Raw genomic sequence first — 23,448 nt, forward strand, 5'->3', positions numbered from 1 at the left:
CCTCAGTGAGTCGGGAGTGAAGTGATGTCTGACCATAACTATCTCGCGGATACGACGACCGGCGTGGTGTTCATCCATGCCGCGCCTACCGCGTTATGCCCTCACGTCGAGTGGGCTCTCGCAGCCACGCTCGACGCCAACTCAGCCATGCGCTGGGAAGACCAGCCGGCCCAGCCGGGCGCTCGCAAGGCGATCGTCGACTGGATCGGCCCGGTCGGCACCGGCGCGCGCCTGGCCGACTCATTGGCCAAGTGGGCGATGCTCTCGTTCGAGGTCACCGAGGACCCGAGCGACCTCGTCGACGGCGAACGCTTCTCGCACACACCCGAACTCGGGATGTGGCGGGGACAGACGGGCGCCAGCGGTGACGTGGTGATCAGCGAGAACCGCCTGCGTCATCTCATGAAGGCCGGCCCCGCCGCCTTCCACTCCGCGGTGGAGGACGAGCTCGGCACCGCCTGGGACCGCGCCCTCGAGCCGCTGCGCGGCCACCCGGCCGCAGCCGAGGTCACCTGGCTCTCCCGGGTCGGCTGACCCACCGCACTTCCGCACTCCCGCACTACCGCACTCGCGCAGGGAAGCGCCCGCACCCTCTCGGGGCGGGCGCTTTCCCGTTCACCCGATACACGACTGCGCCCGACACACGACTGCGCCCCCTCCCCGACGATCGGGGAGAGGGCGCAGTCGTCGTTCGCAGATCCTGCCGGGGTGGTCCGGCCGGGGGATCAGGTCACAGCGGGATGTTCTTGTGCCGGCCGCGGGTGTGCGCGGCGGCGTCCAGGGCCTCCGCGAGGCGGCGTCGGGTGTCGGTCGGCTCGATGACCTCGTCGACGACCCCGATGGAGACCGCCCGGCCCACGCCGCCGGCGATGGCCGCGTGCTCCTCGGCCAGACGCTCGTGCAGCGCCTCCCGCTCGTCCTCCGGTGCCGCCGCGAGGGTGCGCTTGTGCAGGATGCCGACGGCGGCCTTGGCCCCCATGACGGCGACCTCGGCGTCGGGCCAGGCGAACACGGCCGAGGCGCCGAGCGCGCGTGAGTTCATCGCGATGTAGGCGCCGCCGTAGATCTTGCGAGTCACCAGGGTGACGCGGGCGACCGAGGCCTCGGCGAACGCGTGGAGCAGCTTCGCACCGCGACGCACCACGCCGTCCCACTCCTGCGAGACGCCGGGCAGGTACCCGGGCACGTCCACGATCACGAGCAGCGGCACGCCGAAGGCGTTACAGAGCCGGACGAAGCGCGACGCCTTCTCGGCGGACTCCGAGTTGAGGCAGCCGCCCAGCCGCAGCGGGTTGTTGGCGATCACGCCGACGGTGCGGCCGGCCATACGACCGAAGCCCACGACGATGCTGGGGGCCCACTTCGCCTGCAGCTCCTCGAACGTGGTGCTGCCATCGAGCTCCGAGGAGTCGAGCAACCCGTGTACGAGGGGGCGGACGTCATAGGCGCGCTTGGGGGACTCGGGGAGCAGGCCCGCGAGATCGGTGTGGTCGCCCTCGAGCGCACGCGTGTCGAACTCGCCCTGCGCGGACAGCAGCGTCACGAGCCGGCGCGCCCGGTGCAGGGCGTCACGCTCATCGGTCGCGGCGATGTGGCAGACGCCCGACTTGCGGTGGTGCACGTCCTGGCCGCCCAGGCCCTCCATGTCGACCTGCTCGCCGGTCACCGAGCGGACCACGTCGGGTCCGGTGACGAAGATCTTGCCTGCCGGCGCCATGATGACGACGTCGGTCAGGGCGGGACCGTAGGCGGCGCCGCCGGCGGCGGGCCCGAGCACGACTGAGATCTGGGGCACGTGGCCCGATGCGCGGACCATGGCCTCGAATACGAGGCCGACCGCGTGCAGCGCCTCGACGCCCTCCGCGAGTCGCGCCCCACCCGAGTGCCAGACGCCGACGACGGGCAGATGCTCGTCGATCGCCACGTCGATGGCGCGCACGATGTGCCGGCACCCGTCCAGGCCCATTGCGCCACCCATGACGGTGGCGTCCGTCGCGTACGCGATGGTGGGTTCGCCGTCGATCAGGCCGCGTGCGGCCAGAGCGCCGGAGGCGTCGGGTTCGGTGATGAACTCGAGTGAGGCCGGGTCGAAGAGATTCTCGAGCCGGACGACGGGATCGCGAGGATCGATCTGGATGTTCTGGTCAACAGCGCTGGTGATGGTCATAAGTGCAGTCCTTTCCTCGGCGCGTGTCCCCGTGACGGAGAGCGCGCCTGCGATGGACCCCCGGACTGGCTGGTGGGCGATCGGCGTTCGGATCAGGACCCCCGTCCCGATCCGGACCTCTCGCCCGGTGCCCCGCGGTCAGCGGGGCGGTCATTGCTGGGCCCTGTGTGGGGGAGGGGACGCGGGCTCGACGTGGTGCACCGACCGCACCTTCGGCCCTGACTGCGTCCCCGCCCCGGCACACGGGGCCGGATGTCAGCTCTGGTCGATCTTCTGGATGTAGTCGACCGCATCCTGAACAGTACGCAACTTTGCGAGGTCCTCGTCGGGGATCTCCACCCCGTAGCGGTCCTCGGTCTGCACGGCGATCTCCACCATGGAGAGCGAATCGATGTCGAGATCGTCTACGAAGGACTTCTCCGGGGTCACCTCGGAGGGTTCGATCCCGGTGACCTCCTCGACGATCTCCGCCAGTCCTGCGATGATCTCGGCCTCGGTGCGTGCCATGTGGTGTCCCTTTCTGATGGGTGGTGTCGTGCCCGGCGGGCGCGACGGGTGGTCTGATCGCGATCGACGGCCGGGGCCGCCGATCGGGGGTGGATGGAGCGGTCAGGCGCCGCTGAGAGCGGGGACCGACTCGAGTGCGAACTCGAGGTCCTCGACGGTGGTCACGCCGTAGCGGGGCACATCGCGCATCATGCGCTTGGCCAGTCCCACGAGCGAGCCGGAGGGCGGGAGTTCGACGAACGTGTCGACGCCCAGCTTGAGCATGGTCTGCGTGCACAGGTCCCACCGGACGGGGTGGGTGATCTGGGAGACGACCCGGTCGAGGGCGTCGCGACCGGAGGTGACCACCATGCCGTCGGCGTTGGAGATCAGGGTCAGTTCGGGGTCGTTGACCTCGATCGTGTCCGCGAGCTCGCGGAACTCGGCGACGGCGGAGGCCATGTGGTGGGTGTGGAACGCACCCGCGACCTCCAGTCGGCGCAGGCGGGCCCGGCTCGGCGGGTTCTGCTCCAGCGCGTCGCAGGCCTCGAGCGGGCCGGCGGCCACGATCTGGCCCGCGCCGTTGCGGTTGGCGGGCTGCAGACCGGCCGTGTCCAGGGACAACAGGACGTCCGCCTCGACGCCGCCCAGGACCGCGATCATCCCGGTGGGACGTTCGGCGCACGCCCGGGACATCGCCGCACCACGAACGGACGCCAGGCGCAGGGCGTCGGCTTCCGACACGACCCCGGCGATCGCCAGCGCCGCGATCTCGCCGATCGAGTGACCGGCGACCATCGTGTCGGAGGGGACCTGGCCACGACGGCGCAGCTCTGCGGCACCGAGCAGTGCGGAGGCCACGACGAGTGGCTGGGTCACCGCGGTGTCGGTGATCTCCTGCAGGGTCGCGGTGGTGCCGAGACGCTCGAGGTCGAGTCCGCTCGATGCGGACCACTCGTCGAGGCGGTCCGAGGCACCGGGCAACTCGAGCCAGGGGGCGAGCATCCCGGCTTTCTGAGACCCTTGTCCAGGGGAGGTAAGGCAAAGCACGAATATCAGAGAACACGTCCGCACCCACTTCGGATGATGTTCCCCAAGCCAGAAACACAGCCCGGATTTTGTACACTTCCCACAAATGCCGAGCTGGCCGGTCGTCCATCTGCATTCTGTGCGGTTTCGTTACACCCTGTTACAGAAGTGACTAATTAGGACTCCTGAGTACTTCGATCGGCGAACTTCCCGAGGACGAGGGCGATTCTGAGGACAAAAGCGTCCCTTGCGTTAAGCGGATCGAATTTGGTGATTTGGCTCACTCTCTTGAGGCGGTACCGCACCGTATTGGGATGGACGAACAACTCGCGGGCACAGGCCTCGACGTGCCCTCCGGAGTCCAGATAGGCCCGCAGGGTGTCCTCGACCGAGGAATCGGCGCCACGCAGGGGAGTGACGATCCGATCGACCAACATCGCCGCCGCGCCACGATCGCCGGCGAGGACCCGCTCGGGAAGGAGGTCGATCGCTGCCACCGGCCGGGGTGCACCGGGCCAACCGCAGACGGCCGCCGACCCGGAGAGCGCCTCGGCCGCGCTGTCGGGGGCCTCGGCGAGGGAGCCCACCGTGTGCCCGACGACGATCGGTGCATCCGGAGAGAAGGAGTCGAGGACCCCGGCCGGCACGGCGGAGGAGGACTCGAGTTCACCGGAGAGGATGACGACGAGGCGGGCGCCCTGCACCACGGCCAGGGCGTGCCGGTTGGCGGCGACCGCAGCCCGGTGGGCGGCGGGTACCGACGCCAGTCCCAGTTCCTCACGGGGCCGGCCGACGATCACGGTCGCGGCGGTGGTCGGGTCCCAGTTCAGGGCCGAGGCCCCCGAGGCGAGGTCGGCATGGCGGTCACCGCGGACCACGGCGTCGACCAGCATGGCTTCCATCCGGGTGTCCCAGGCACCCCGGTTCTCCGCGGCGGCGGCATAGACCGACGCCGCGGTGAAGCCGAGTTCGCGACCGAACTTGAGCACCGCGGTGATCATGAGACCCCGTTGGCGCTCGTTGTGGGTGATCCGGGGCATCACCAATTCGAAGTACTCACACGTCGACCGGACGAGCTGGACCGTCTGCTGCAGGGTGAGACCCTGGCCGAGCCCCTTGGGGAGCAGCTTGAATCCCGCGATGGTGTCCGTGTGCGGCGCCTCCGGGTTGCGCATCCAGGTCACGAAGTCGCGCACCGCGCTCTGGATGATCAGTTGGATCTCGGCCCGCTGGTCAGCGGACAGCTCGCCGAAGAACGGCAGCTCCTGCTCGAGCGCGCGGACCGCCTCGGTGGACAGGGTCCCCGAGTACCGGGTGATGCGCTTGAGCAGGGCATCGGAGACGGGTCGCTGGTCCGGCGGCGTCGAAGAACGCCGCCGGACGGGCTGTGGATCCCTCTCCCCGGTCCCGGGGCCGGTCGGGTCTGTCACGCCACTCCGGGGTCCGTCGTCGGCTCGGGCGCGGCCATGACGTCGTCGATCCGGTACAGGCGGGCGGCCTCGAGGAGGGTGCGCTTCTCGATCGCGCCCTCACGAACCAGACCTGCCAGGACGGCGACGACGATCGATTCCGCGTCCGTGTTGAAGAAGCGGCGCGCGGCGGGCCGGGTGTCGGAGAACCCGAAGCCGTCGCACCCGAGAACGGTGAAGTCGCCGGGCACCCAGGCGCGGATCTGGTCCGGAACCGCCTTCTGGAAATCGCTCACCGCCACCTTCGGCCCCTCGGCCGAGGCCAGGGCGGCGGTGACGAACGGGGTGCGCGGCTGCTGGTCGGGATGGCGCAGCGCATGACGCTCGCACTCGAAGCCGTCGCGGGCGAGTTCCGTCCACGAGGTGGCGGACCACAGGTCGGCCGCCACGTCCCACTTCTCGGAGAGCATCTTCTGGGCCTCGACCGCCGCGTACATCGCCACGCCGGAGGCGAGGATGGCGGCCTTGTGGGTCCCGGTCTCGGCCGCACGGAATCGGTACAGGCCGCGCAGGAGCGCGTCGGCGTCCAGGTCCTCGGGCTCGGCCGGCTGGGGGACGGGCTCGTTGTACAGGGTGATGTAGTACGAGACGTTGCGGTCGATGCCGTCGGTCTCGGTCTCGTGGGCCGCCCCGGGGCCGTACATGCGCTCGATACCCGCACGCATGATGTGGGCGACCTCGTACGCCCACGCGGGGTCGTAGGAGATGATCCCCGGGTTGGTCGCGGCCAGGAGCGGGGAGTGGCCGTCCATGTGCTGCAGTCCCTCGCCGGTGAGCGTGGTGCGGCCGGCGGTCGCACCCAGCAGGAAGCCCCGGGCGAGCTGGTCGGCGGCGGCCCAGATGCCGTCGCCGGTGCGCTGGAACCCGAACATCGAGTAGAAGATGTACAGCGGGATCATCGGCTGACCGTGGGTCGCATAGGCGGTCCCGGCGGCGGTGAACTCGGCGACCGAGCCCGCCTCGCTGATGCCCTCGTGCATGATCTGGCCGTCCTTGGCCTCCTTGTAGCTCAGCATGAGGTCGTGGTCCACCGAGGTGTAGTTCTGCCCGTGCGGGTTGTAGATCTTCAGGGTGGGGAACCACGAGTCCATGCCGAAGGTACGGGCCTCGTCGGGGATGATCGGCACGAAGCGGTCCCGCAGTGATTCATCGCGCATGAGCTCCTTGGCCGTCCGCACGAGCGCCATCGTGGTGGCCACGGCCTGCTTGCCCGACCCCTTGCGCAGGGACTTGAGGGAATCGAGGTCCGGCACGGCCAGCGGCGTGAACGTCTGGCGCCGCTCGGGGACGTGTCCGCCGAGAGCGGACCGGCGCTCCAACATGTACCGGATCTCCGGCGAGTTGGGTCCGGGGTTGTAGTAGGGCGGCTGGGTCGGGTCGGCCTCCAGCTCCTCGTCGGTGATGGGGATCTCCTGCTTGTCGCGGAACTGCTTGAGATCGTCCAGCGTCAGCTTCTTCATCTGGTGGGTCGCGTTGCGTCCCTCGAAGTTCTGGCCCAGCCCGAAGCCCTTGATGGTGTGGGCCAGGATGACCGTCGGCCGACCGGTGTGCTCGAGCGACGCCTTGTACGCGGCGTGGATCTTGCGGTAGTCGTGCCCGCCACGGCGCAGCGCCCAGATCTCCTCGTCCGTCATGTCCTCGACGAGCTTCGCGGTGCGGGGGTCGCGTCCGAAGAAGTGCTCACGGATCCACGCACCGTCGTTGGCGCGGAAGGTCTGGTAGTCGCCGTCGGAGACCGAGTTCATCAGCGAGACCAGGGCGCCCTCGGTGTCCTTGTCGAACAGGGCGTCCCATTCGCGACCCCAGACCACCTTGATGACGTTCCAGCCAGCGCCGCTGAAGTACGACTCCAGCTCCTGGACGATCTGCCCGTTCCCGCGGACCGGCCCGTCGAGACGCTGGAGGTTGCAGTTGATGACAAAGGTGAGGTTGTCGAGGGCGTCGTTCGCGGCGATCTGGAGCGCGCCGCGCGACTCGACCTCGTCCATCTCACCGTCACCGAGGAACGCCCACACGTGCTGCTGCGACGTGTCCTTGATGCCGCGGTTGTGGAGGTAGCGGTTGAACCGCGCCTGGTAGATCGCGTTGATCGGCCCCAGGCCCATGGAGACCGTGGGGAACTCCCAGAACTCGGGCAGCGAGCGGGGGTGGGGGTAGGAGGGGAGTGAACGCCCCGGATGGCTCTTCTCCTGGCGGAACCCGTCGAGGTCCTGCTCACGCAGTCGGCCCTCGAGGTACGCGCGGGCGTACATGCCGGGGGAGGCGTGACCCTGGAAGAAGATGTGGTCGCCGCCGCCGGGATGGTCCTTGCCGCGGAAGAAATGGTTGTACCCCACCTCATAGAGCGGGGCCGCGCCCGCGTAGGTCGAGATGTGGCCACCGACGCCGATTCCGGGTCGCTGTGCGCGGTGGACCATGATGGCGGCGTTCCAGCGGATCCACCGTCGGTAGGTCCGCTCCACCGACTCGTCTCCGGGGAACTCCGGTTCGAGGCTGGTGGGGATGGTGTTCACGTAGTCCGTGGACGTGAGGGCGGGCAACGGTACACGCTGCTTGGAGGCCCGCTCCAGGAGACGGAGCATCAGGTAGCGGGCGCGCTCGGGCCCGGCCTCGGCGAGCATGCCGTCGAGGGAGTCCATCCACTCCTGCGTCTCCTCCGGATCGGAGTCCGCCAGGTAGGACGCGACCCCCTCCCGGAGAACCGGCACGTTGGTGGGTGCGGAACCGTCCCTGGAGACGTCGTTTCCGGTCATGCGTATCGTCCTCACTTCTGTGATTCGTACCGTGGACGCCCGGTGGGGCCTCCACATGTCGTGGTACATCGTCGGGCCCGGGCCGCGGTCCGCGGGTGTGGGCGGATCGCGTCGGGCTCGGGACGGGCCACCGTAGGCCCACCGGTTCCGATTGTGCCCCAAAGCGTGACGCGCGACACCGCCACCTGGGTCCGCGTACCGGTAAATGGGCGGTAGTCGTTTCCCCGGTGAGCATGCGCGGGTAGTGTTCCTGGTCAGCGAAGGACCCGAGAAGTAGCACGACGGAATAGAGGGAGGAACACCACGGTGGTCGCCGCGGCGAACCAGCAGGACGGAGCGGACCAGGTAGCTGGTCAGCTCGAACTGACGGAGGGCATGCTCGTTCAGGAGGTCGGATGGGATTCCGACTGTGACGAGTCGATCAGCGAGGCCGTCGAGGACGCCGTCGGATCAGAGCTGCTGGAGGAGGACACCGATGAGGTGGTCGATGCGGTGCTGCTCTGGTGGAGGGACGGTGACGGTGACCTCGTCGACCGGCTCATGGACGTCATGACCCCCCTGGCGGACGACGGTTCCGTGTGGGTCCTCACCCCCAAGACGGGGCGCGACGGGCATGTCGTGCCCGCGGTGATCGCGGAGTCCGCGCAGACCGCGGGGATGTTGCAGACGCGCACCGCCGCGCTCGGGGACTGGGCCGGCAGCCGGCTCGCCCTGCGCAAGAACAGCATGCCGCGTAAGTGATCCCGGTACCCGGGATGCCCGCCCCGCCCCGGGGTGGGGCGATCTCCCGGATGGCATAATCTGACCGCACCGGCGCGTTCTCGGCGCCGGTGCGTACGCGCGCGTAGCTCAGCGGTTAGAGCTCTGGTCTTACACACCAGCGGTCGGGGGTTCGATTCCCTCCGCGCGCACCGAGGAAGAGGCCCCACCCCGTACCCGTACGAGGTGGGGCCTCTCGCATCGCATCTCGGAGCCGTTCCCGATCACATCACCGATCACCCCACCGAACACTCCGGGCAGCGGTGGATACGGCGGGGTGTGGTCACGTCCGCAGGCGGTCGGCGCGGCGGAGGGCCCGGCGCTTCTCGACGTCGTCGCGGTCGCCGTAGCGGGCTCGCATCGCCCGTTCGCGCGCCGAGAGTTCGTCGACGTGGACGTCGGAGGCATCCCGGTCGACGCTGCTGCCGCTGCCACGGGCGATGCCGCCCGTCGTCCCGCCACCATGGTCGCTTCTCCCCGCGGTCGGGGGGATGTCGTCATCCGAACCCCGGTCGGCGTCCGCCTCGGCGTCGGCGGCCGCGACCTCGGCGTCGCGTCGCCGGGCCCGGATCTCGGCCCAGGCGAAGTAGATGAGCGCGGCCGGGGCGAGCACGCCGAAGGCCAGCCACTGCAGCCCGTAGGACAGGTACGGGCCGTTCTCGATGCCGGGGATCGGCGCGGGGGTCAACGAACCGGGCTGGTCCCCGGTCAACTGCAGGTACCCCTCTGGGACGAGGTCGTGTCCGAGGGTGTCTCCGATGGCCGCGGGATCGACCACCCGCACCGCCGGCAGTCCGGCCATCGGTACGGGCTCGGCCTCGCCGGGTTCGGCGACGCGAAGACGCGCGGTGATCTCCACCTCGCCGGTGGGAGCCGCGGGGTAGTCCGGGACGGCGTTGTTCTCCCCGACGAGGACGTACCCGCGGTTGACCAGCAGGTCCGCGCCGTCTGCGGGGTCGAACACGGTGAGCACCTGGTAGACGAGATCCCCGTCCACGGACCGGAGACGCAACAGCGCCTCGGAGTCCGGCTGCCATTCGCCGGAGAGGGTGACCAGGCGCCACTCCCGCTCGGCGTAGGCCTGCGGCCCGTCGACCACCTGCGCCAGCGGCGCCGGGGCGGCCTCGACGGACTCGGCGAGCCGCGCGTTGCGGGCGTCGAGATCGTCGCTCTTGCCCAGCTGCCACGGCGCCAGCAGCGCGAAGCACGCCCAGGCGAACAGGATCGCGGCGAGGACGCCGATCACCCATCCCGGGGTCAGGAATCGCCGCAGAGTCCGCATGGTCCCAGGGTATCCGTCGCGCGCCGGCGGGTCCCGTCGCCGGTGCGCCCGACACCCCGCGCCCGCTACCCCGCGCCCGCTACCCTGCGCCCGCTAAGCAGTGAGGCCGCGCACCTCGGCGACCAGACCGGGCAGGGCGCGCGAGATCTGCAGGCGGGTGCGGGCGAAGCCGCTGTCGTCGCCGTAGTACGGGTCGGCCACGTCCGCACCGTCCGCGCCGGGTTCGTACGAACGCAGCAGCCGGATCCGGTCGGGGTCGACGCCCGCGCGGTGCAGGTGATCGCGGTGGCCGGCGTCGAGGGCCACCACGAGGTCGGCGTCGTGGTCCTCCTCGGACAGCTGCGCGGCCACGTGCCCGGTGTCGTAGCCGTGGGCCGCGAGCTCGGCCGCGGCGCGCGGGTCCATGCCGTCGCCGACGTGCCAGCCGCCGGTGCCGACGCTGGAGACGACCACCCGGTCGCCGAGCCCGGCGTCTGCGAACGCCCGACGCGCCATGACGTCGGCCATGGGGGAGCGACAGATGTTGCCGGTACAGACGAACACCACGCGCACCCGCGACTCACCACCCACGGATGATCTCCTCCAGTGCGGCGGTGTCGACGGCCGACCAGTGGGCGCGGTCCCACTCGTCGGGGCGCCCGTAACCCCACCGCACGATCGCGGTGGGGACGCCGTAGCGGGCGGCGCCCTCGATGTCGTGCTCGCGGTCTCCGATCATCAGCACCTGCCCGGTCCCGCCCCCGTCGACGGGCGTCGGCTCGACCCCCATCGCAGCGAGGGAGTGCGCGATCACGTCGGCCTTGGCCATCCGGCCGACGGAGATGTCGGCCCCGCCGATGAACTCGAAGGGCGCGGCCAGGTCGAAGTGCCCGAGGATCCGGCGCGCGGCAACCTCGTCCTTGCTCGTGGCGACCGCCATCCGGTAGCCGTCCACGGCGAGCCGGTCGAGCAACGCGTCCATCCCGGTGAAGACGGCGTTCTCCAACCACCCCACCTCGTCGTAGCGCTCCCGGTAGGCGGCCACGGCCCGGTCCAGGTCGGACCCGGCGAGGCCGAGCGAGGTCAACGTGTCGACCATGGGCGGGCCGGCGATGGAACGGATGTCGCGGGTGTCGTCCCAGCGCGTGCCCACCACGCCGAGCGCGTGGTGGAGGGACTTGGCGATGCCGTCGAGGGAGTCGGTGATGGTGCCGTCGAGGTCCACCAGGAGGATCGGGCGGTCGGTCATGCCGCCATCCTCCCAGAGTCCGCCGGGCGGGCCCCTCCGCCCGTCCGGCGCCGCGCGGCGCGCGCGGTCGTCCTACGCTTCCGGGAATGAGCGAACAACCCGGAGAGGGCCCCGACCAGGCGTCGTGGGCGGCGCTGCGACACCACGGTGACGCCGAGCTGGTCCCCGGCGCCCTGGACTTCGCCGTCAACGTGCGCGGGTCCGGGCCGCCGGGCTGGCTCCGCGACAGGTTGGCGGCCCGCCTCGCCGACCTGGGGGGATATCCGGGGGTCGACGACGACGACGCCGCGGTGGCCGCCGTGGCCGCCCGTCACGGGGTCGGACGCGACCGCGTCCTGCTGCTGGGCGGCGCCTCGGAGGGGTTCCACCTGCTCGCCGCGCACGCGGCCCGGAACCTGCTGCGAGCGGCGGTGGTGCACCCGTCCTTCACCGAACCGGAGCTCGAGCTGCGACGGGCCGGCGTTCCGGTGGAGCGGGTCCTCCTGCCGGTTCCGTTCGACCTCGATCCCGGCCTCGTCCCGGAGGAGGCGGACCTCGTCGTCGTCGGCAATCCCACCAACCCCACCTCGGTGGTGCACCCCCGGTCCGCCGTGGCGGCGCTGTGTCGTCCGGGGCGGGTGACGGTCGTCGACGAGGCGTTCTGCGACATCCTCCCGGACGAGGCGGCCCACACCCTCGCCGGCGCCGAGCTGCCGGGCCTCGTGGTGCTGCGGTCGTTGACCAAGACGTGGGCGCTGGCCGGCCTGCGAGTGGGGTACGCCGTCGGGGACCCGTCGGTGTTGGCCGACCTGGCCGCGCGCCGGCCGCACTGGCCCCTGGGCACCCTCCAGCTGGAGGCCGTCCGGGCATGCGTCGGTCCGGAGGCGGATCCGGAGCTCGACGCCGCGCGGGTGCAGGTCGCGGCCGAGCGGGATGAGATGGTCCGCGCACTCGGCGCCGCGGGGATCGAGGTGGTGGTGCCGCCGGCCGCGCCGTTCGTCCTGGTCCGCACCCCGGCCGGGATCGATCCGGTCGCGTTCCGAACCGGGCTCGTGCGCCGGGGGATCGTCACCCGTCGCTGCGACACGTTCCCCGGCCTCGATGCCACCTACCTGCGACTGGCCGTGCGGCCGGGCACGATGGTGGACGAACTCGTCGGAGCCTGGCACGGACAGATGGCGGCACGGGCAGATCGCGGCACGGACTGATCGCGGCGCGGCGGGTGAACAGGAAGGGGAGCGACCATGACCACCGGCAGGCCCACCCTGGCCGACGTGATCGACCTGTTGGAGCACGCCTACCCGCCGCGGCTGGCCGAATCGTGGGACCGCGTGGGACTGGTCGCCGGTGACCCGGCGGTCGAGGTGGAGCGGGTCGTGGTGGCGGTGGACGCCACCGACGCAGTGGTCGACCACGCGCTCGCCGAGGGCGCCGACCTGCTACTGGTCCACCACCCGCCGCTGATGCGCGGCGTGCACTCCGTGGCCGCCGACACCCCCAAGGGTCGATTGCTCCACCGGCTCATCGCGGGCGGCTGTGCGCTGTACTCCGCACACACCAACGCCGATTCCGCCCGACCCGGAGTCAACGACGCCCTCGCCGACGCGCTCGGTCTGACCCCCGGCCGCCCCCTGGCCCCCACCGGCGACGGAACCGTCGACCGGTGGGTGGTGACCGTGCCCGACGACGACCGCGACGACCTGCTGAACGCGGTCTTCGCCGCCGGCGCCGGGCGGATGAGCGGCTACACCGAGTGCTCGTTCTCCGTCCGGGGCACCGGCCGGTTCCGCCCCGGCGACGGCACCGACCCGACCATCGGCAGCATCGGCGAGCCCGAGCAGGTCTCCGAGACCCGGGTGGAATTCGTCGCGCCGCCGGAACTGCGGTCCGCGGTGCGGCGCGCCGTCCTGGCCGGGCACCCGTACGAGGTGCCCGCGATGGACGTGTTCGTCAACCACGCCGGACCCGGACCCGGACCCGAGGACACCGGGCTCGGTCGGATCTGCGAACTCGACGCACCGATGACGTTGGCGCGGTTCACCGAGCTCGTGGCCGAGCGCCTGCCCACCACCGAGTGGGGGGTCCGCGCCGCGGGCGATCCCGACGCCGAGATCCGGCGCGTCGCGCTGTGCGGCGGGTCCGGCGATTCCCTGCTGGGCGCGGCCCGCGCCGCGGGCGCCGACGTCTACCTCACCGGGGACCTGCGCCATCACGTCGTGGACGAGCACCTTCGCTCGGGCGGGCCCATGCTCGTCGACGCCGCGCACTGGGCGCTGGAGTTCCCGTGGTGCGCACAGGCCGCGGCCCTGCTCGAGGAGGGGGCGGATCTCACGGCGACGGTCTGCGAGCAGCGGACCGACCCCTGGACGGTGGCCGCCGGGGGAGCGCGCGGGCAGCGGTAGTCTTGGCACCCATGAAGGCCGATCCCCACGACCAGCGTCGACTCGTCGACATCGCCGACCTCGACCTGCGACTGGCGAGTCTCGAGCACCGGCGGTCGCAGCTACCCGAGCAGGCGACCCTCGACGCGCTGGAGGCCGAGCGGCGGGCCGCCACGGAGTCCGTCGCCCGGGCCCGGATCCACCTGGAGGATCTCGACCGCGCACTGGCCAAGCTGCGGTCCGACCTGGAGGCCGTGCGTCGGCGTCGTGCCGCGGACTCCGACCTGCTCGCAAAGGGTGGCCTGTCCGAGCAGCAGACCACCGAACTGGACTACGAACTGCGTTCGCTGGCCCGCCGGCAGGAGGCACTCGAGGGTGAGCTCGGTGAGCTCGGCGAGCGGCACGAGGCCATGGAGGCCGACGTCCGCCACTCCGGCGCGATCGTCACCGACCTGGACGCGCGCATCGGGATGGCCGTGACGCTGCGCGACACCGCCCTCGCGGAGCTCGAGGACGCGGTGACGGAGACCATGGCCGAGCGGGCCCGCGTGGCCGAGACCATCCCCGCCGCACTCCTCGACCACTACACCCGTAGCGCGAAGGAGGCGGGCCGGGGCGCGGCGATCCTCAACGGCGGCCGCTGCTCCGCCTGCGCGATGGACCTCGACCGGAGCACCGTCTCGGCGTTCCGCTCCGCCCCCGAGGACGAGGTGCTTAACTGCCCCGAGTGTGGCGTGATCGTGGTCCGCACCGACAACTCGTGAGCAGCCGACCGGGTTCGGGCAGCGGAGCGGGTTCGAGCAGCGGACCCGGCTGGACCGGGGCCACCGGCCACCCCACCCGGATCGTCCTGGCCCGCCACGGACAGACCCCGTTGTCGGTGGACCGGCGCTACTCCGGACAGGGCGACCCCGACCTCACCGAGTTGGGCGTCACCCAGGCCGAGCGGACCGCCGCCCGGCTCGCGGCACTGCCGGATCTCACCGCGGTGGTCTCCTCCCCGCTCCGACGCTGCCTGGCGACCGCCGAGCGGGCCGCCGATGCCGCAGGCGTGCCCCTGGTGGTGGACGAGGACCTCATCGAGACCGACTTCGGCGGGTGGGAGGGGCTGACCTTCCGGGAGGCCGCCGAGCAGGACCCCGCCCTCCACTCGCGGTGGCTCGCCGACACCGCCGTGGCACCACCGGGTGGCGAGAGCTTCGCCGTGGTGCGGGCGCGCGTCGAGCGGGGACTGCAGCGCATCGTGACCGACCGCCCCGGCGGCGTCGTCGCCGTGGTCAGCCACGTCACGCCCATCAAACTGGCGATCCGGGCGGGTCTGGGCGCCGGGGACGAACTGCTGTTCCGATTGCACCTGGACCTCGCCTCCGTCTCCGACGTGCGCTTCTACCCCGACGGTCCCACCTCGGTGCACCTGGTCAACGACACCTCCCACCTCGTCTGAGCCCGCACCCCGACCGCCCCGCGCGGGCGACTAGACTCCCTGGGGCGAACGAGTCGGCCGGACGGCCGCGGACAGGGGAACCGGCGCCTTCGGGCGACCAGGCCCGGGTCCGAGGAAAGTCCGGACTCCACAGAGCAGGGCGGTTGCTAACGGCAACCCGGGGTGACCCGCGGGACAGTGCCACAGAAAACAGACCGCCGCGCCTGCGGGCGCGGTAAGGGTGAAACGGTGCGGTAAGAGCGCACCAGCGCCCCGGGTGACCGGGGCGGCTAGGTAAACCCCGCCCGGAGCAAGGTCGAAGGTCGCACCGCCCGCGGTGCGACTGCGCGGATGGTGTGCAGCGATGCACGGGAGGGCTGCTCGCCCGAGTCCGCGGGTGGACCGCTCGAGGCACCCGGCAACGGTGTGTCCAGATGGATGGTCGTCGCCCTCCGCCCGCGGAGGGCACAGGATCCGGCTTACAGGCCGGCTCGTTCGCCCCATCCCCGGTTGGTGGTGCGCCCGCCGGTTGCGTGCTCCCTATGGTCCACTCCGGGAGCGCACGTCCCTCGGAATCGTGCATTTCCGGCGCGCAAGCCGACGAGGCCGGAAGACTGATACTCCGAGGCGCTGGTAGTAGGGTCCGGAGTGAACGCCATCCGTCGCACCGAGGAGGTCCACCATGTCGGACGAACAGTGGTACTACGACATCACCACAGGTCAGGCGTTGCAGGGCAAGGTGACCAACTGGGACAACCGGATGGGCCCGTACGCCACGCGCGGGGAGGCGGAGGCGGCGCTGGCGAAGGCGAAGGCCCGCAACGAGGCGTGGGACGCCGAGGACGAGAAGGACTGACCCGCCGGGCGCGCCTACTTCCCGCGGCCCTTCTTCTTGTTGCCCTTCTTCCCGCCCTTCTCGTCCTTCCTCCTGCGTCGCCGTGCCGCGCGGCGTGATTCGGACAGCTCGCGGTAGGCGGCCGTCACCGCCGCGGCGTCGCCCTCGAACCCCTCGAGGGCGCGCTCGGAGAACCCCCGCTCGTGCTCGAAGAGCACCCCGAGGCCGAACGTCGATTCGCCCGCGAATTCGGCACGCCGCGTGATGCGTCTGATCCACTGCCGGGTGGTGACACTGTCCTGCACCTCGCCGAGCACCGAGTGCAGCCGGTCGCAGGCGGTGCGCAACGGTGCGATGGCGAGGTCGTCCGAGGCCGGCACCGCGCTGACGTTGGAGCGCAACGCCTTGGCCCGCTTGCGCACGACGTGGGTGAGCTCCTCCCGCTGGGCCAGCGTCAGGTCGAGGGAGTCCAGGTCGCGCTCGGTGCGGGTGCGGGCCTTGGTGAACTTCCTGAACTGCCGATCGACCCCGCGCAGGAGGAGGTCCTCGGCGTCGCGACGCGTCCCGCCGCCCTTCGTCCGCGTCCCGCCCTCCGCCGGGGCCGCGTCGGTGCCCGCGATGCGGACCAGGTCGTGGAGCCGGTCGAGGAGGTCGAGGTACCGGTCGGAGAGCAGCGCCGCGGTGAGTCGTTCGCCCGCCCTGGCCTCCTCGAGGTCCAGTTCGGTACGCAGGAGGTGCCGGGTCCGCGGGGTCACCACGTCCTCGGGGTAGCCGGCGGCCAGCGCCCCGAGCCGTTGGTCGACCACCTGGATGTCACGGACCTTGCCCAGTACGGCGGCGAGCACCTTGAGCTCGGCGAGGATCGCTGCGAGGTCGAGGTCGGTGCCGGCGGTGGCCGACCCGAGCTCGTCGGCGTAGGAACTGATGGTGCTGCGCAGACCCCGGACCGCCACGCGCATCTGGTGGACGCCCACCATGGTGACGCGACGGGCGCCCGGGTCGTGATCGAGGAGTTGGTGCAGGTCACGAGCCAGGGCGTCCCGCACGGGGGAGACGCCGCGCTCGTGGGCCTCGGGGAGGGGCCCGATCGTGCGGGCGAGTTTGGACGACGACGACGAGGCCGCGGCGCCCGCGGCAGCGCATGCAGTCGCGACGCTCTCGAGGAGGTCGTGCGCGTCGGGCCGTCCCGGATCGACCAGTTCGGTCTCCCACTCCCGCCACCCGGACGTGGACCCGCCGTCGACGAAGGACTCGGTGGAGACGTGGTCGTCGCAGAACTCGATCACCGGGGCACCGTCGGGGTCCCGCAACGTGAGGACCTGCCGACGATTGTCGATGCGGGCGACGGGCTCGAGCGGCCGGCGCCGGACCACCCCGGCGACCGCGGAGAGGAACTCCGGTGGGACGACGTCGTCGCGCGGGTCGCCGTCACCGAGCGGCGCCTGCAACTCGACGCGACCACCCCGGGCGGGCAACTTCAGGTGCCAGCCCTCGTCGTCCCCACCGGTCCGGCGCCGGAGGGTCACCTTGTGGCGGGTGAGCGACAGGTCCGCGGTGTCGTAGTAGGTGGCGGAGAGCTGATGCTGCACCGGGACGTCCGCGACGAGAGGCGCGAGGGCGTCGACGGTGGGCAGCGGGGTGTGCTCGTCGACCTCGAACTTGCTCTCGACCTCGACGGTCTCGTTGATCGTCATGGACCGGTTGTATCAGTAAAGGATGAACGGCGTGAAGGAGCACGGCCCCCGGTGGACTTACCGACGGGTAAGGTCGGTGGCAACGGTCACACGTTCGTCGTAGGGAGAGACTGTGGATCAGCCGGAAATCGTCGACACCCTCGTCGTGGGGGCCGGGTTCTCCGGGCTCGGCGCGGCCATCAGACTCGCGCAGGAGGGCTTCGACGACCTCGTGGTCCTCGAGCGCGGCCCGGATGTCGGCGGGACGTGGCGGGACAACAGCTACCCCGGGGCGGCGTGCGACGTCCCGTCCCACCTCTACTCGTACTCCTTCGCCCTCAACCCCGACTGGTCGCGGGCCTTCTCGCCGCAGGGCGAGATCTACGACTACATCCGCCGGGTGACCCACGAGGCCGGCGTGCGCGACAAGATCCGCTTCGGCGTCGACGTCACCTCCGTCGACTACTCCGAGTCCCGCGGCCGGTGGACGGTGCGCACCAGCGAGGGGGAGTACGACGCCCGCGTGGTGGTGCTGGGCGTCGGCGCACTGTGCGAGCCCAGGCTCCCCGAGATCGACGGCATCGGAGACTTCGCCGGGCCCGTCTTCCACACCGCCCGGTGGGACCACTCGGTGACGCTCGCCGATCGGCGCGTCGCGGTGATCGGCACCGGCGCCTCGGCGATCCAGGTGGTGCCGTCCATCGCCCCGACCGTGGCGCACCTCGACGTCTACCAGCGCACCGCGCCCTGGGTACTGCCGCGTATGGACCGGCAGTACCCCCGGTTCGAGCGGTCGCTGTACCGCCGGGTGCCCGGGTTGCAACGCGCGGTGCGGGTCCTGCAGTACGCCAGCCGCGAGTTCCAGGTGGTGGGCCTGACCCGCACGCGCGCGGCCCTGGCACCGATCAAGGCGCTCGGACGGGCACACCTGGCAATGCAGGTGCGCGACCGGGCGCTGCGCGCGCGGCTCACCCCGCACTTCGAGATCGGGTGCAAGCGCATCCTGCTGTCCAACACCTGGTACCCGGCACTGTCCCGGGACAACGTCGACGTGGTCACCGAGCCGATCACCCGCGTCACCGGGACCGGGATCGTCACCGGTGACGGCGTCGAGCACCCCACAGACGTCCTGGTGGTGGCCACCGGCTTCCACGTCACCGACTCCCCGTTCTTCGAGCGGGTCCGCGGAACGGACGGACGCACGCTCGCGGACAAGTGGCAGAGCGAGGGCATGGAGGCCTACAAGGGCACCACCGTCGCCGGCTACCCCAACCTGTTCGTCCTGGTGGGCCCCGCCACCGGGCTCGGGCACTCGTCGATGATCTACATGATCGAGTCCCAGCTCAACTACCTCGTGGACGCGCTGCGCACCATGCGCGACCGCGACCTGCAGACCGTCGAGGTGCGTTCGGCCGTCCAGGACGCGTACAACCGTGAGCTGCGCGACAGCACCGGCGAGACCGTGTGGGTGACCGGCTGTCGCAGCTGGTACCTCGACGCCAAGGGCAACGCGCCGGCCGTGTGGCCGGACTTCACGTTCTCCTTCCGCAACCAGACGCGGGAGTTCGACCTGAGCGCGTATCGGCGGACCGCGGCCGACGCCACGGACGTGACGCGTACCGGGCAGGAGGCCCTCTCGTGAGCGCCCCTGTCCGCCGACTGTTCGGCACCGTCGGGTCACTGGCCCGCCGCCCCCGCTGGCGGATGGACGGCAAGGTCGTCGTCGTCACCGGCGCCGGCTCGGGGATCGGGCGCGAACTGGCGCGTGAGGCCGCGCGGCGCGGCGCGCGGCTGGCAGTGAGCGACATCGACGTCGACGGCCTGGCCCGTACCGTCGAGTTCGCGCGCGGTGACGGTGCCACCGACGTGCACTCGCAGCGCCTCGACGTCACCGAGCAGGCCATGGTCGCCGAGTACGCGGGGGCCGTCGCCGAGCACTTCGGCGCGGTCCACCTGGTGGTCAACAACGCCGGGATCGCCTTCACCGGGGCGGTCGAGCAGTCCGGATACAAGGACATCGCGCGGGTGATGGACGTGGACTACTGGGGCGTCGTCCACGGCACCAAGGAGTTCCTGCCGCATCTCATCGCCTCCGGCGACGGCCACCTGGTCAACGTCTCCAGCATCTTCGCGTTCCTGTCCGTCCCCACCCAGAACGCCTACAACGCGGCCAAGGCGGCGGTGCAGCAGTTCACCGAGTCCCTGCGGATGGAGATGCTGGCGGCCGGGCACCCCGTCGACGTCACCTGCGTGCACCCGGGCGGGATCAAGACCGCCGTCGCCCGCAGCGCCGGCGCGGCGGAGGGCCTCGACAGCGCGAACTTCGCCACGATCTTCGACACCAAGTTCGCGCGCACGGAGGCGTCGACCGCCGCACGGGTGATCCTCGACGGCGTGGAGCGACGCAAGGCGCGAGTGCTGGTAGGGGTCGACGCGCACCTATTGGACGCCCTGGTCCGGCTGTTCCCGGCAGGCTACCAGAGGGGCACCGTCGCGGTGTCGCGCCGCTTCGGGGTGGTCTGACCCGGGAGCGCGTAAGGGGCTCGTCAGGGCCGGAAGCGGTCCGTGGCCTCCAGCAGGTGGTGGGTCGTGCCGGGCTCGGCCATCGCGTGCCCGGCGTCGGGGACGATGTGCAGCTCGGAACCCGGCCACGCCGCGTGCAGTTCCCACGCGCTCACGACCGGGCACACCACGTCGTACCGGCCGTGGACGATCACGGCCGGGAGATGGGCGATGCGGTCCATCCGGTCCAGGATCGCCCGGCCCTGCAGGAACGCGTCGCTGGCGAAGTAGTGGTTCTCGATCCGGGCGAAGGCCAGCGAGAAACGGTCGTGGTCCCCGCCGGTGTCGACGGGCCGGGGGAGCAGCGTCGAGGTCGACGTCTCCCACGTGGTCCACGCCCGGGCCGCCTCGATCTCGATCTGCGGATCACCGCAGTGCAGGAGCCGGTGGTAGGCGGCGACGTGGTCGTAGCCCGGCCCGTGGACGGCGTCCGCCCCGTCCGCGGCGAGCAGCGGCGCGAGATAGCCCTCCCACACGTCGGGGAACAGGTGCGCCGCGCCACCGCGGTAGAACCAGTCGATCTCGCTCGGACGGCACAGGAAGATGCCGCGCAGGACCAGACCACGAACCCTGTCCGGATGGTCCTGGGCGTAGGCCAGTGCCAGAGTCGACCCCCACGAGCCGCCGAAGACCAGCCACGTCTCGACGCCGAGGTGCTCCCGCAGTCGCTCGAGGTCGTCGATCAGATGACGGGTCGTGTTGACCGACAGGTCCGCGCCCTCGGCGACGTGCGGGGTGCTCCGTCCGCATCCCCGTTGGTCGAACAGGATGATCCGGTAGGCGGCCGGGTCGAACATGCGCCGGTGCGCGGGGGTGGTCCCACCGCCGGGTCCGCCGTGGACGAACACCACGGGGGCGCCGTCCGGGTTGCCGGAGCACTCCCAGTGGAGCTGCTGGCCGTCGCCCACGTCGAGCATCCCGCTGTCGTGCGGTTCGATCGCGGGGTAGGGGGCGCGGCGGGCGGCGCCGCGCCCGGTGTCGGTCGTCGGTGCCATCACGGTCAGAAGGAGTGCTCGGCGCCGGGGAAGGCCCGCGAGCGGACCTCGGTGCCGTACTCACGGGCGGCGTCGCGCAGCGTGTCCGCCAGCTCGGCGTACCGCTTGACGAACTTCGCGGTGCGACCGGTGCTGTGACCGGCCATGTCCTGCCAGACCAGCACCTGGGCGTCGCACCCGTTGCCGGCTCCGATGCCCACGGTCGAGATCTGCAGCTCCGCGGTCACCTCGCGGGCGAGGTCGGCGGGCACCATCTCCATCACCACGGAGAACGCCCCGGCCTCCTGGACGGCGCGCGCGTCGGCACGCAGCTGATCCGCTGCGTCGCCGCGGCCCTGGACCCGGAACCCGCCCAGCCCGTTGACGGACTGCGGGGTGAACCCGATGTGGGCCATCACGGGGATCCCGGCGTCCACGATCGCCTTGATCTGCGGGACCATCCGCACCCCGCCCTCGAGCTTGACGGCCTGGGCGCCGCCTTCCTTCATCATGCGGGTGGCCGCGGCCACGGCCTGCGTCGGCGAGGCCTCATAGCTGCCGAAGACCAGGTCCGCCACGACGAGCGCCTTGGGGGCGCCGCGGGTGACCGCCCGCACCAGCGGGATCATCTCGTCCTCGGTCACCGGGACCGTCGTGTCATAGCCGTAGACCACGTTGGCCGCCGAATCGCCCACGAGCAGCACAGGGATCCCGGCCTCCTGGAACAGCCGCGCGGAGACGAAGTCGTAGGCGGTGAGCATCGGCCACGGCTCGCCGGCGGCCTTCAGCTCGGCGAGGTGGTGCAGACGGGTGACCCGGGTCAGGCCCTGCGGCCCGTCGCCCTGCGGTGTGGGAGCCGGTGCGCCGCCGGCGCCGTAGACCGGGGTGTCGGGGGAGTCGCTCATGGAGATGTGGCCTTCCTTCGGTGACCTCGAGGCCGGCGGCGGTGGCCGGTACCCGGGTGGACAGGGGGCGGTGACGTGCGCGGCGGAATCGGCGCGCTGTCGCGGACGAGTCTGCCACGACCGGCCCGGAGAGGGGCGGTGGGAGTCGGCACGGCGGGTGTCACACGCTCGTAATGCGACAGGCGCTAGGTTGGACGGCATGAACCGCCAGCAGGAGTACGTTCTCAGGACCTTGGAAGAGCGCGATATCCGGTTCGTCCGGCTCTGGTTCACCGACGTCCTCGGCACCCTCAAGTCGGTCGCCGTGGCGCCGGCGGAGCTCGAGGGCGCCTTCGGGGAGGGGATCGGCTTCGACGGCTCGGCCATCGAGGGCTTCTCCCGGGTCTCGGAGGCGGACACCGTCGCGAAGCCCGATCCGTCGACCTTCCAGGTGCTCCCGTGGGCCCACGCCGACGGCAAGCAGCACTCCGCACGAATCTTCTGCGACATCTACAACCCGGACGGCAGCCCCAGCTGGGCCGACCCCCGGCACGTGCTGCGCCGCCAGCTCAACAAGGCCGCCGACCTCGGATTCTCCTGTTACGTGCACCCCGAGATCGAGTTCTTCCTGTTCAAGGACCTGGACACCGACGGCGCGGAACCGGTGCCCACCGACAACGGTGGCTACTTCGACCAGGCGGTCCACGACTCGGCGCCCCACTTCCGACGCCACGCGATCGAGGCACTGGAGGCCATGGGCATCTCGGTGGAGTTCTCCCACCACGAGAACGCGCCGGGGCAGCAGGAGATCGACCTGCGCTACGCCGACGCCCTGAGCATGGCGGACAACATCATGACGTTCCGCTACGTGGTCAAGGAGGTGGCCATGAACAACGGGGTGTGGGCGTCGTTCATGCCCAAGCCCCTGCGTGACCACCCGGGCTCGGCGATGCACACCCACATGAGCCTGTTCGAGGGCGACGCCAACGCGTTCCACGACCCGGACGACGAGTACCAGCTGTCGACCACCGCGAAGTCGTTCGTCGCGGGCATCCTCACCCACGCGCCCGAGTTCTCCGCCGTGACCAACCAGTGGGTCAACTCCTACAAGCGTCTCATCGGCGGCGGCGAGGCCCCCACCGCGGCCACGTGGGGACGGGCCAACCGTTCGGCCCTCGTCCGCGTGCCCATGTACACGCCCAACAAGGCGTCGTCGCGGCGGATCGAGGTGCGCAGTCCCGACTCGGCCTGCAACCCGTACCTGGCCTATGCGGTGATGTTCGCCGCCGGGATCAAGGGTGTGCAGGAGGGCTACGAGCTCCCGCCGGAGTCCGAGGACGACGTGTGGACCATGAGCCGCCGCGAGCGGCGCGCGATGGGGTACACCGACCTCCCGGGCAGCCTCGAGCAGGCGCTGGACGCGATGGAGGAGTCCGAGTTGGTCGCCGAGGCGCTGGGCGAGCACGTCTTCGAGTTCTTCCTGCGCAACAAGCGGCGTGAGTGGCGCGAGTACCGCAACGACGTGACCCCGTACGAGCTGCGGCACTACCTCAACTTGTGACCG

At 71.1% G+C, this 23,448-nt stretch carries 20 protein-coding genes, 1 tRNA gene, 1 other RNA gene and 1 pseudogene; 12 read left to right on the top strand and 11 right to left on the bottom strand.

Annotated elements, in window-relative coordinates; all coding sequences use genetic code 11:
* The first annotated feature begins 24 nt into the window (after positions 1-24).
* Positions 25-534 carry a DUF3145 domain-containing protein gene (locus tag AC3DE3_RS13140; protein ID WP_260487285.1) on the top strand — a complete coding sequence of 170 codons (510 nt, stop codon included), beginning with the start codon at positions 25-27 and terminating at the stop codon, positions 532-534.
* 196 nt (positions 535-730) lie between these two features.
* Here AC3DE3_RS13140 and AC3DE3_RS13145 read toward each other — a convergent pair whose 3' ends face one another.
* The 5 genes from AC3DE3_RS13145 to aceE form a co-directional block, all read right to left on the bottom strand.
* Complete coding sequence (locus AC3DE3_RS13145) at positions 731-2,167, bottom strand: acyl-CoA carboxylase subunit beta (RefSeq protein ID WP_335673098.1); 1,437 nt, start codon at positions 2,165-2,167, stop codon at positions 731-733.
* A gap of 255 nt (positions 2,168-2,422) precedes the next feature.
* Positions 2,423-2,674, bottom strand: coding sequence for a meromycolate extension acyl carrier protein AcpM (gene acpM, locus AC3DE3_RS13150; RefSeq protein WP_007629089.1), 252 nt, complete (start codon positions 2,672-2,674; stop codon positions 2,423-2,425).
* 102 nt (positions 2,675-2,776) lie between these two features.
* The gene (locus AC3DE3_RS13155; RefSeq protein WP_301162364.1) at positions 2,777-3,703 is read right to left on the bottom strand and encodes an ACP S-malonyltransferase; all 927 of its coding nucleotides are present in this window, start codon (positions 3,701-3,703) and stop codon (positions 2,777-2,779) included.
* Between the two features lie 155 nt (positions 3,704-3,858).
* Positions 3,859-5,112, bottom strand: coding sequence for a PucR family transcriptional regulator (locus AC3DE3_RS13160; RefSeq protein WP_488370289.1), 1,254 nt, complete (start codon positions 5,110-5,112; stop codon positions 3,859-3,861).
* The gene (aceE, locus tag AC3DE3_RS13165; protein ID WP_488370290.1) at positions 5,109-7,904 is read right to left on the bottom strand and encodes a pyruvate dehydrogenase (acetyl-transferring), homodimeric type; all 2,796 of its coding nucleotides are present in this window, start codon (positions 7,902-7,904) and stop codon (positions 5,109-5,111) included. The genes AC3DE3_RS13160 and aceE overlap by 4 nt, the downstream gene beginning before the upstream one ends.
* Before the next feature lie 306 nt (positions 7,905-8,210).
* Between aceE and AC3DE3_RS13170 the strand changes: the two genes are divergently transcribed.
* Positions 8,211-8,645: a DUF3052 domain-containing protein gene (locus tag AC3DE3_RS13170; RefSeq protein WP_067714222.1), complete on the top strand. Its 435-nt coding sequence runs from the start codon at positions 8,211-8,213 to the stop codon at positions 8,643-8,645.
* A 97-nt stretch (positions 8,646-8,742) separates the two neighbouring features.
* Positions 8,743-8,815 (top strand) — tRNA-Val (locus AC3DE3_RS13175).
* A gap of 131 nt (positions 8,816-8,946) precedes the next feature.
* Here the strand turns inward: AC3DE3_RS13175 and AC3DE3_RS13180 are convergent.
* The 3 genes from AC3DE3_RS13180 to AC3DE3_RS13190 all read right to left on the bottom strand — a co-directional run bounded on the left by AC3DE3_RS13180 (position 8,947) and on the right by AC3DE3_RS13190 (position 11,173).
* Positions 8,947-9,945: an SURF1 family cytochrome oxidase biogenesis protein gene (locus AC3DE3_RS13180; protein WP_488370291.1), complete on the bottom strand. Its 999-nt coding sequence runs from the start codon at positions 9,943-9,945 to the stop codon at positions 8,947-8,949.
* A gap of 93 nt (positions 9,946-10,038) precedes the next feature.
* Entirely contained in the window at positions 10,039-10,515 is a 477-nt protein-coding gene (locus tag AC3DE3_RS13185; RefSeq protein WP_260487279.1) for a low molecular weight protein-tyrosine-phosphatase, read from the bottom strand.
* Positions 10,505-11,173, bottom strand: a complete 669-nt coding sequence (locus AC3DE3_RS13190; protein ID WP_260487278.1) for an HAD hydrolase-like protein — start codon at positions 11,171-11,173, stop codon at positions 10,505-10,507. The genes AC3DE3_RS13185 and AC3DE3_RS13190 overlap by 11 nt, the downstream gene beginning before the upstream one ends.
* Positions 11,174-11,259: 86 nt before the next feature.
* On the opposite strand from AC3DE3_RS13190, the gene cobC reads away from it, so the two are divergent.
* The 6 genes and pseudogenes from cobC (at position 11,260) to AC3DE3_RS13220 (ending at position 15,812) form a co-directional block, all read left to right on the top strand.
* The gene (gene cobC / locus AC3DE3_RS13195; RefSeq protein WP_488370292.1) at positions 11,260-12,360 is read left to right on the top strand and encodes an Rv2231c family histidinol phosphate aminotransferase CobC; all 1,101 of its coding nucleotides are present in this window, start codon (positions 11,260-11,262) and stop codon (positions 12,358-12,360) included.
* Positions 12,361-12,396: 36 nt separating this feature from the next.
* The gene (locus AC3DE3_RS13200) at positions 12,397-13,554 is read left to right on the top strand and encodes a Nif3-like dinuclear metal center hexameric protein (RefSeq protein WP_488370293.1); all 1,158 of its coding nucleotides are present in this window, start codon (positions 12,397-12,399) and stop codon (positions 13,552-13,554) included.
* 11 nt (positions 13,555-13,565) lie between these two features.
* Entirely contained in the window at positions 13,566-14,297 is a 732-nt protein-coding gene (locus tag AC3DE3_RS13205; protein ID WP_488370294.1) for a zinc ribbon domain-containing protein, read from the top strand.
* A 32-nt stretch (positions 14,298-14,329) separates the two neighbouring features.
* Positions 14,330-14,977 (top strand): annotated as a pseudogene (locus tag AC3DE3_RS13210) (histidine phosphatase family protein); the annotation flags it as partial.
* Between the two features lie 49 nt (positions 14,978-15,026).
* Positions 15,027-15,454: RNase P RNA component class A (gene rnpB, locus AC3DE3_RS13215), an RNA gene on the top strand.
* Between the two features lie 184 nt (positions 15,455-15,638).
* The gene (locus AC3DE3_RS13220) at positions 15,639-15,812 is read left to right on the top strand and encodes an SPOR domain-containing protein (RefSeq protein WP_260487272.1); all 174 of its coding nucleotides are present in this window, start codon (positions 15,639-15,641) and stop codon (positions 15,810-15,812) included.
* 14 nt (positions 15,813-15,826) lie between these two features.
* Here AC3DE3_RS13220 and AC3DE3_RS13225 read toward each other — a convergent pair whose 3' ends face one another.
* Positions 15,827-17,485 carry a CYTH and CHAD domain-containing protein gene (locus AC3DE3_RS13225; protein ID WP_488370295.1) on the bottom strand — a complete coding sequence of 553 codons (1,659 nt, stop codon included), beginning with the start codon at positions 17,483-17,485 and terminating at the stop codon, positions 15,827-15,829.
* A gap of 112 nt (positions 17,486-17,597) precedes the next feature.
* On the opposite strand from AC3DE3_RS13225, the gene AC3DE3_RS13230 reads away from it, so the two are divergent.
* The gene (locus tag AC3DE3_RS13230; protein ID WP_488370296.1) at positions 17,598-19,106 is read left to right on the top strand and encodes a flavin-containing monooxygenase; all 1,509 of its coding nucleotides are present in this window, start codon (positions 17,598-17,600) and stop codon (positions 19,104-19,106) included.
* 62 nt (positions 19,107-19,168) lie between these two features.
* Positions 19,169-19,987 carry an SDR family NAD(P)-dependent oxidoreductase gene (locus tag AC3DE3_RS13235; RefSeq protein WP_488370426.1) on the top strand — a complete coding sequence of 273 codons (819 nt, stop codon included), beginning with the start codon at positions 19,169-19,171 and terminating at the stop codon, positions 19,985-19,987.
* 23 nt (positions 19,988-20,010) lie between these two features.
* On the opposite strand, the gene pip is transcribed toward AC3DE3_RS13235, so the two are convergent.
* Both pip and panB read right to left on the bottom strand, forming a co-directional pair.
* Entirely contained in the window at positions 20,011-21,021 is a 1,011-nt protein-coding gene (gene pip, locus AC3DE3_RS13240) for a prolyl aminopeptidase (RefSeq protein ID WP_260487269.1), read from the bottom strand.
* Between the two features lie 5 nt (positions 21,022-21,026).
* The gene (gene panB / locus AC3DE3_RS13245; RefSeq protein ID WP_260487268.1) at positions 21,027-21,905 is read right to left on the bottom strand and encodes a 3-methyl-2-oxobutanoate hydroxymethyltransferase; all 879 of its coding nucleotides are present in this window, start codon (positions 21,903-21,905) and stop codon (positions 21,027-21,029) included.
* Positions 21,906-22,104: 199 nt separating this feature from the next.
* Between panB and glnA the strand changes: the two genes are divergently transcribed.
* Complete coding sequence (gene glnA / locus AC3DE3_RS13250) at positions 22,105-23,445, top strand: type I glutamate--ammonia ligase (RefSeq protein WP_260487267.1); 1,341 nt, start codon at positions 22,105-22,107, stop codon at positions 23,443-23,445.
* Positions 23,446-23,448: the final 3 nt, after the last annotated feature.

The organism is Dietzia sp. IBK-p2-16D (assembly GCF_057773085.1).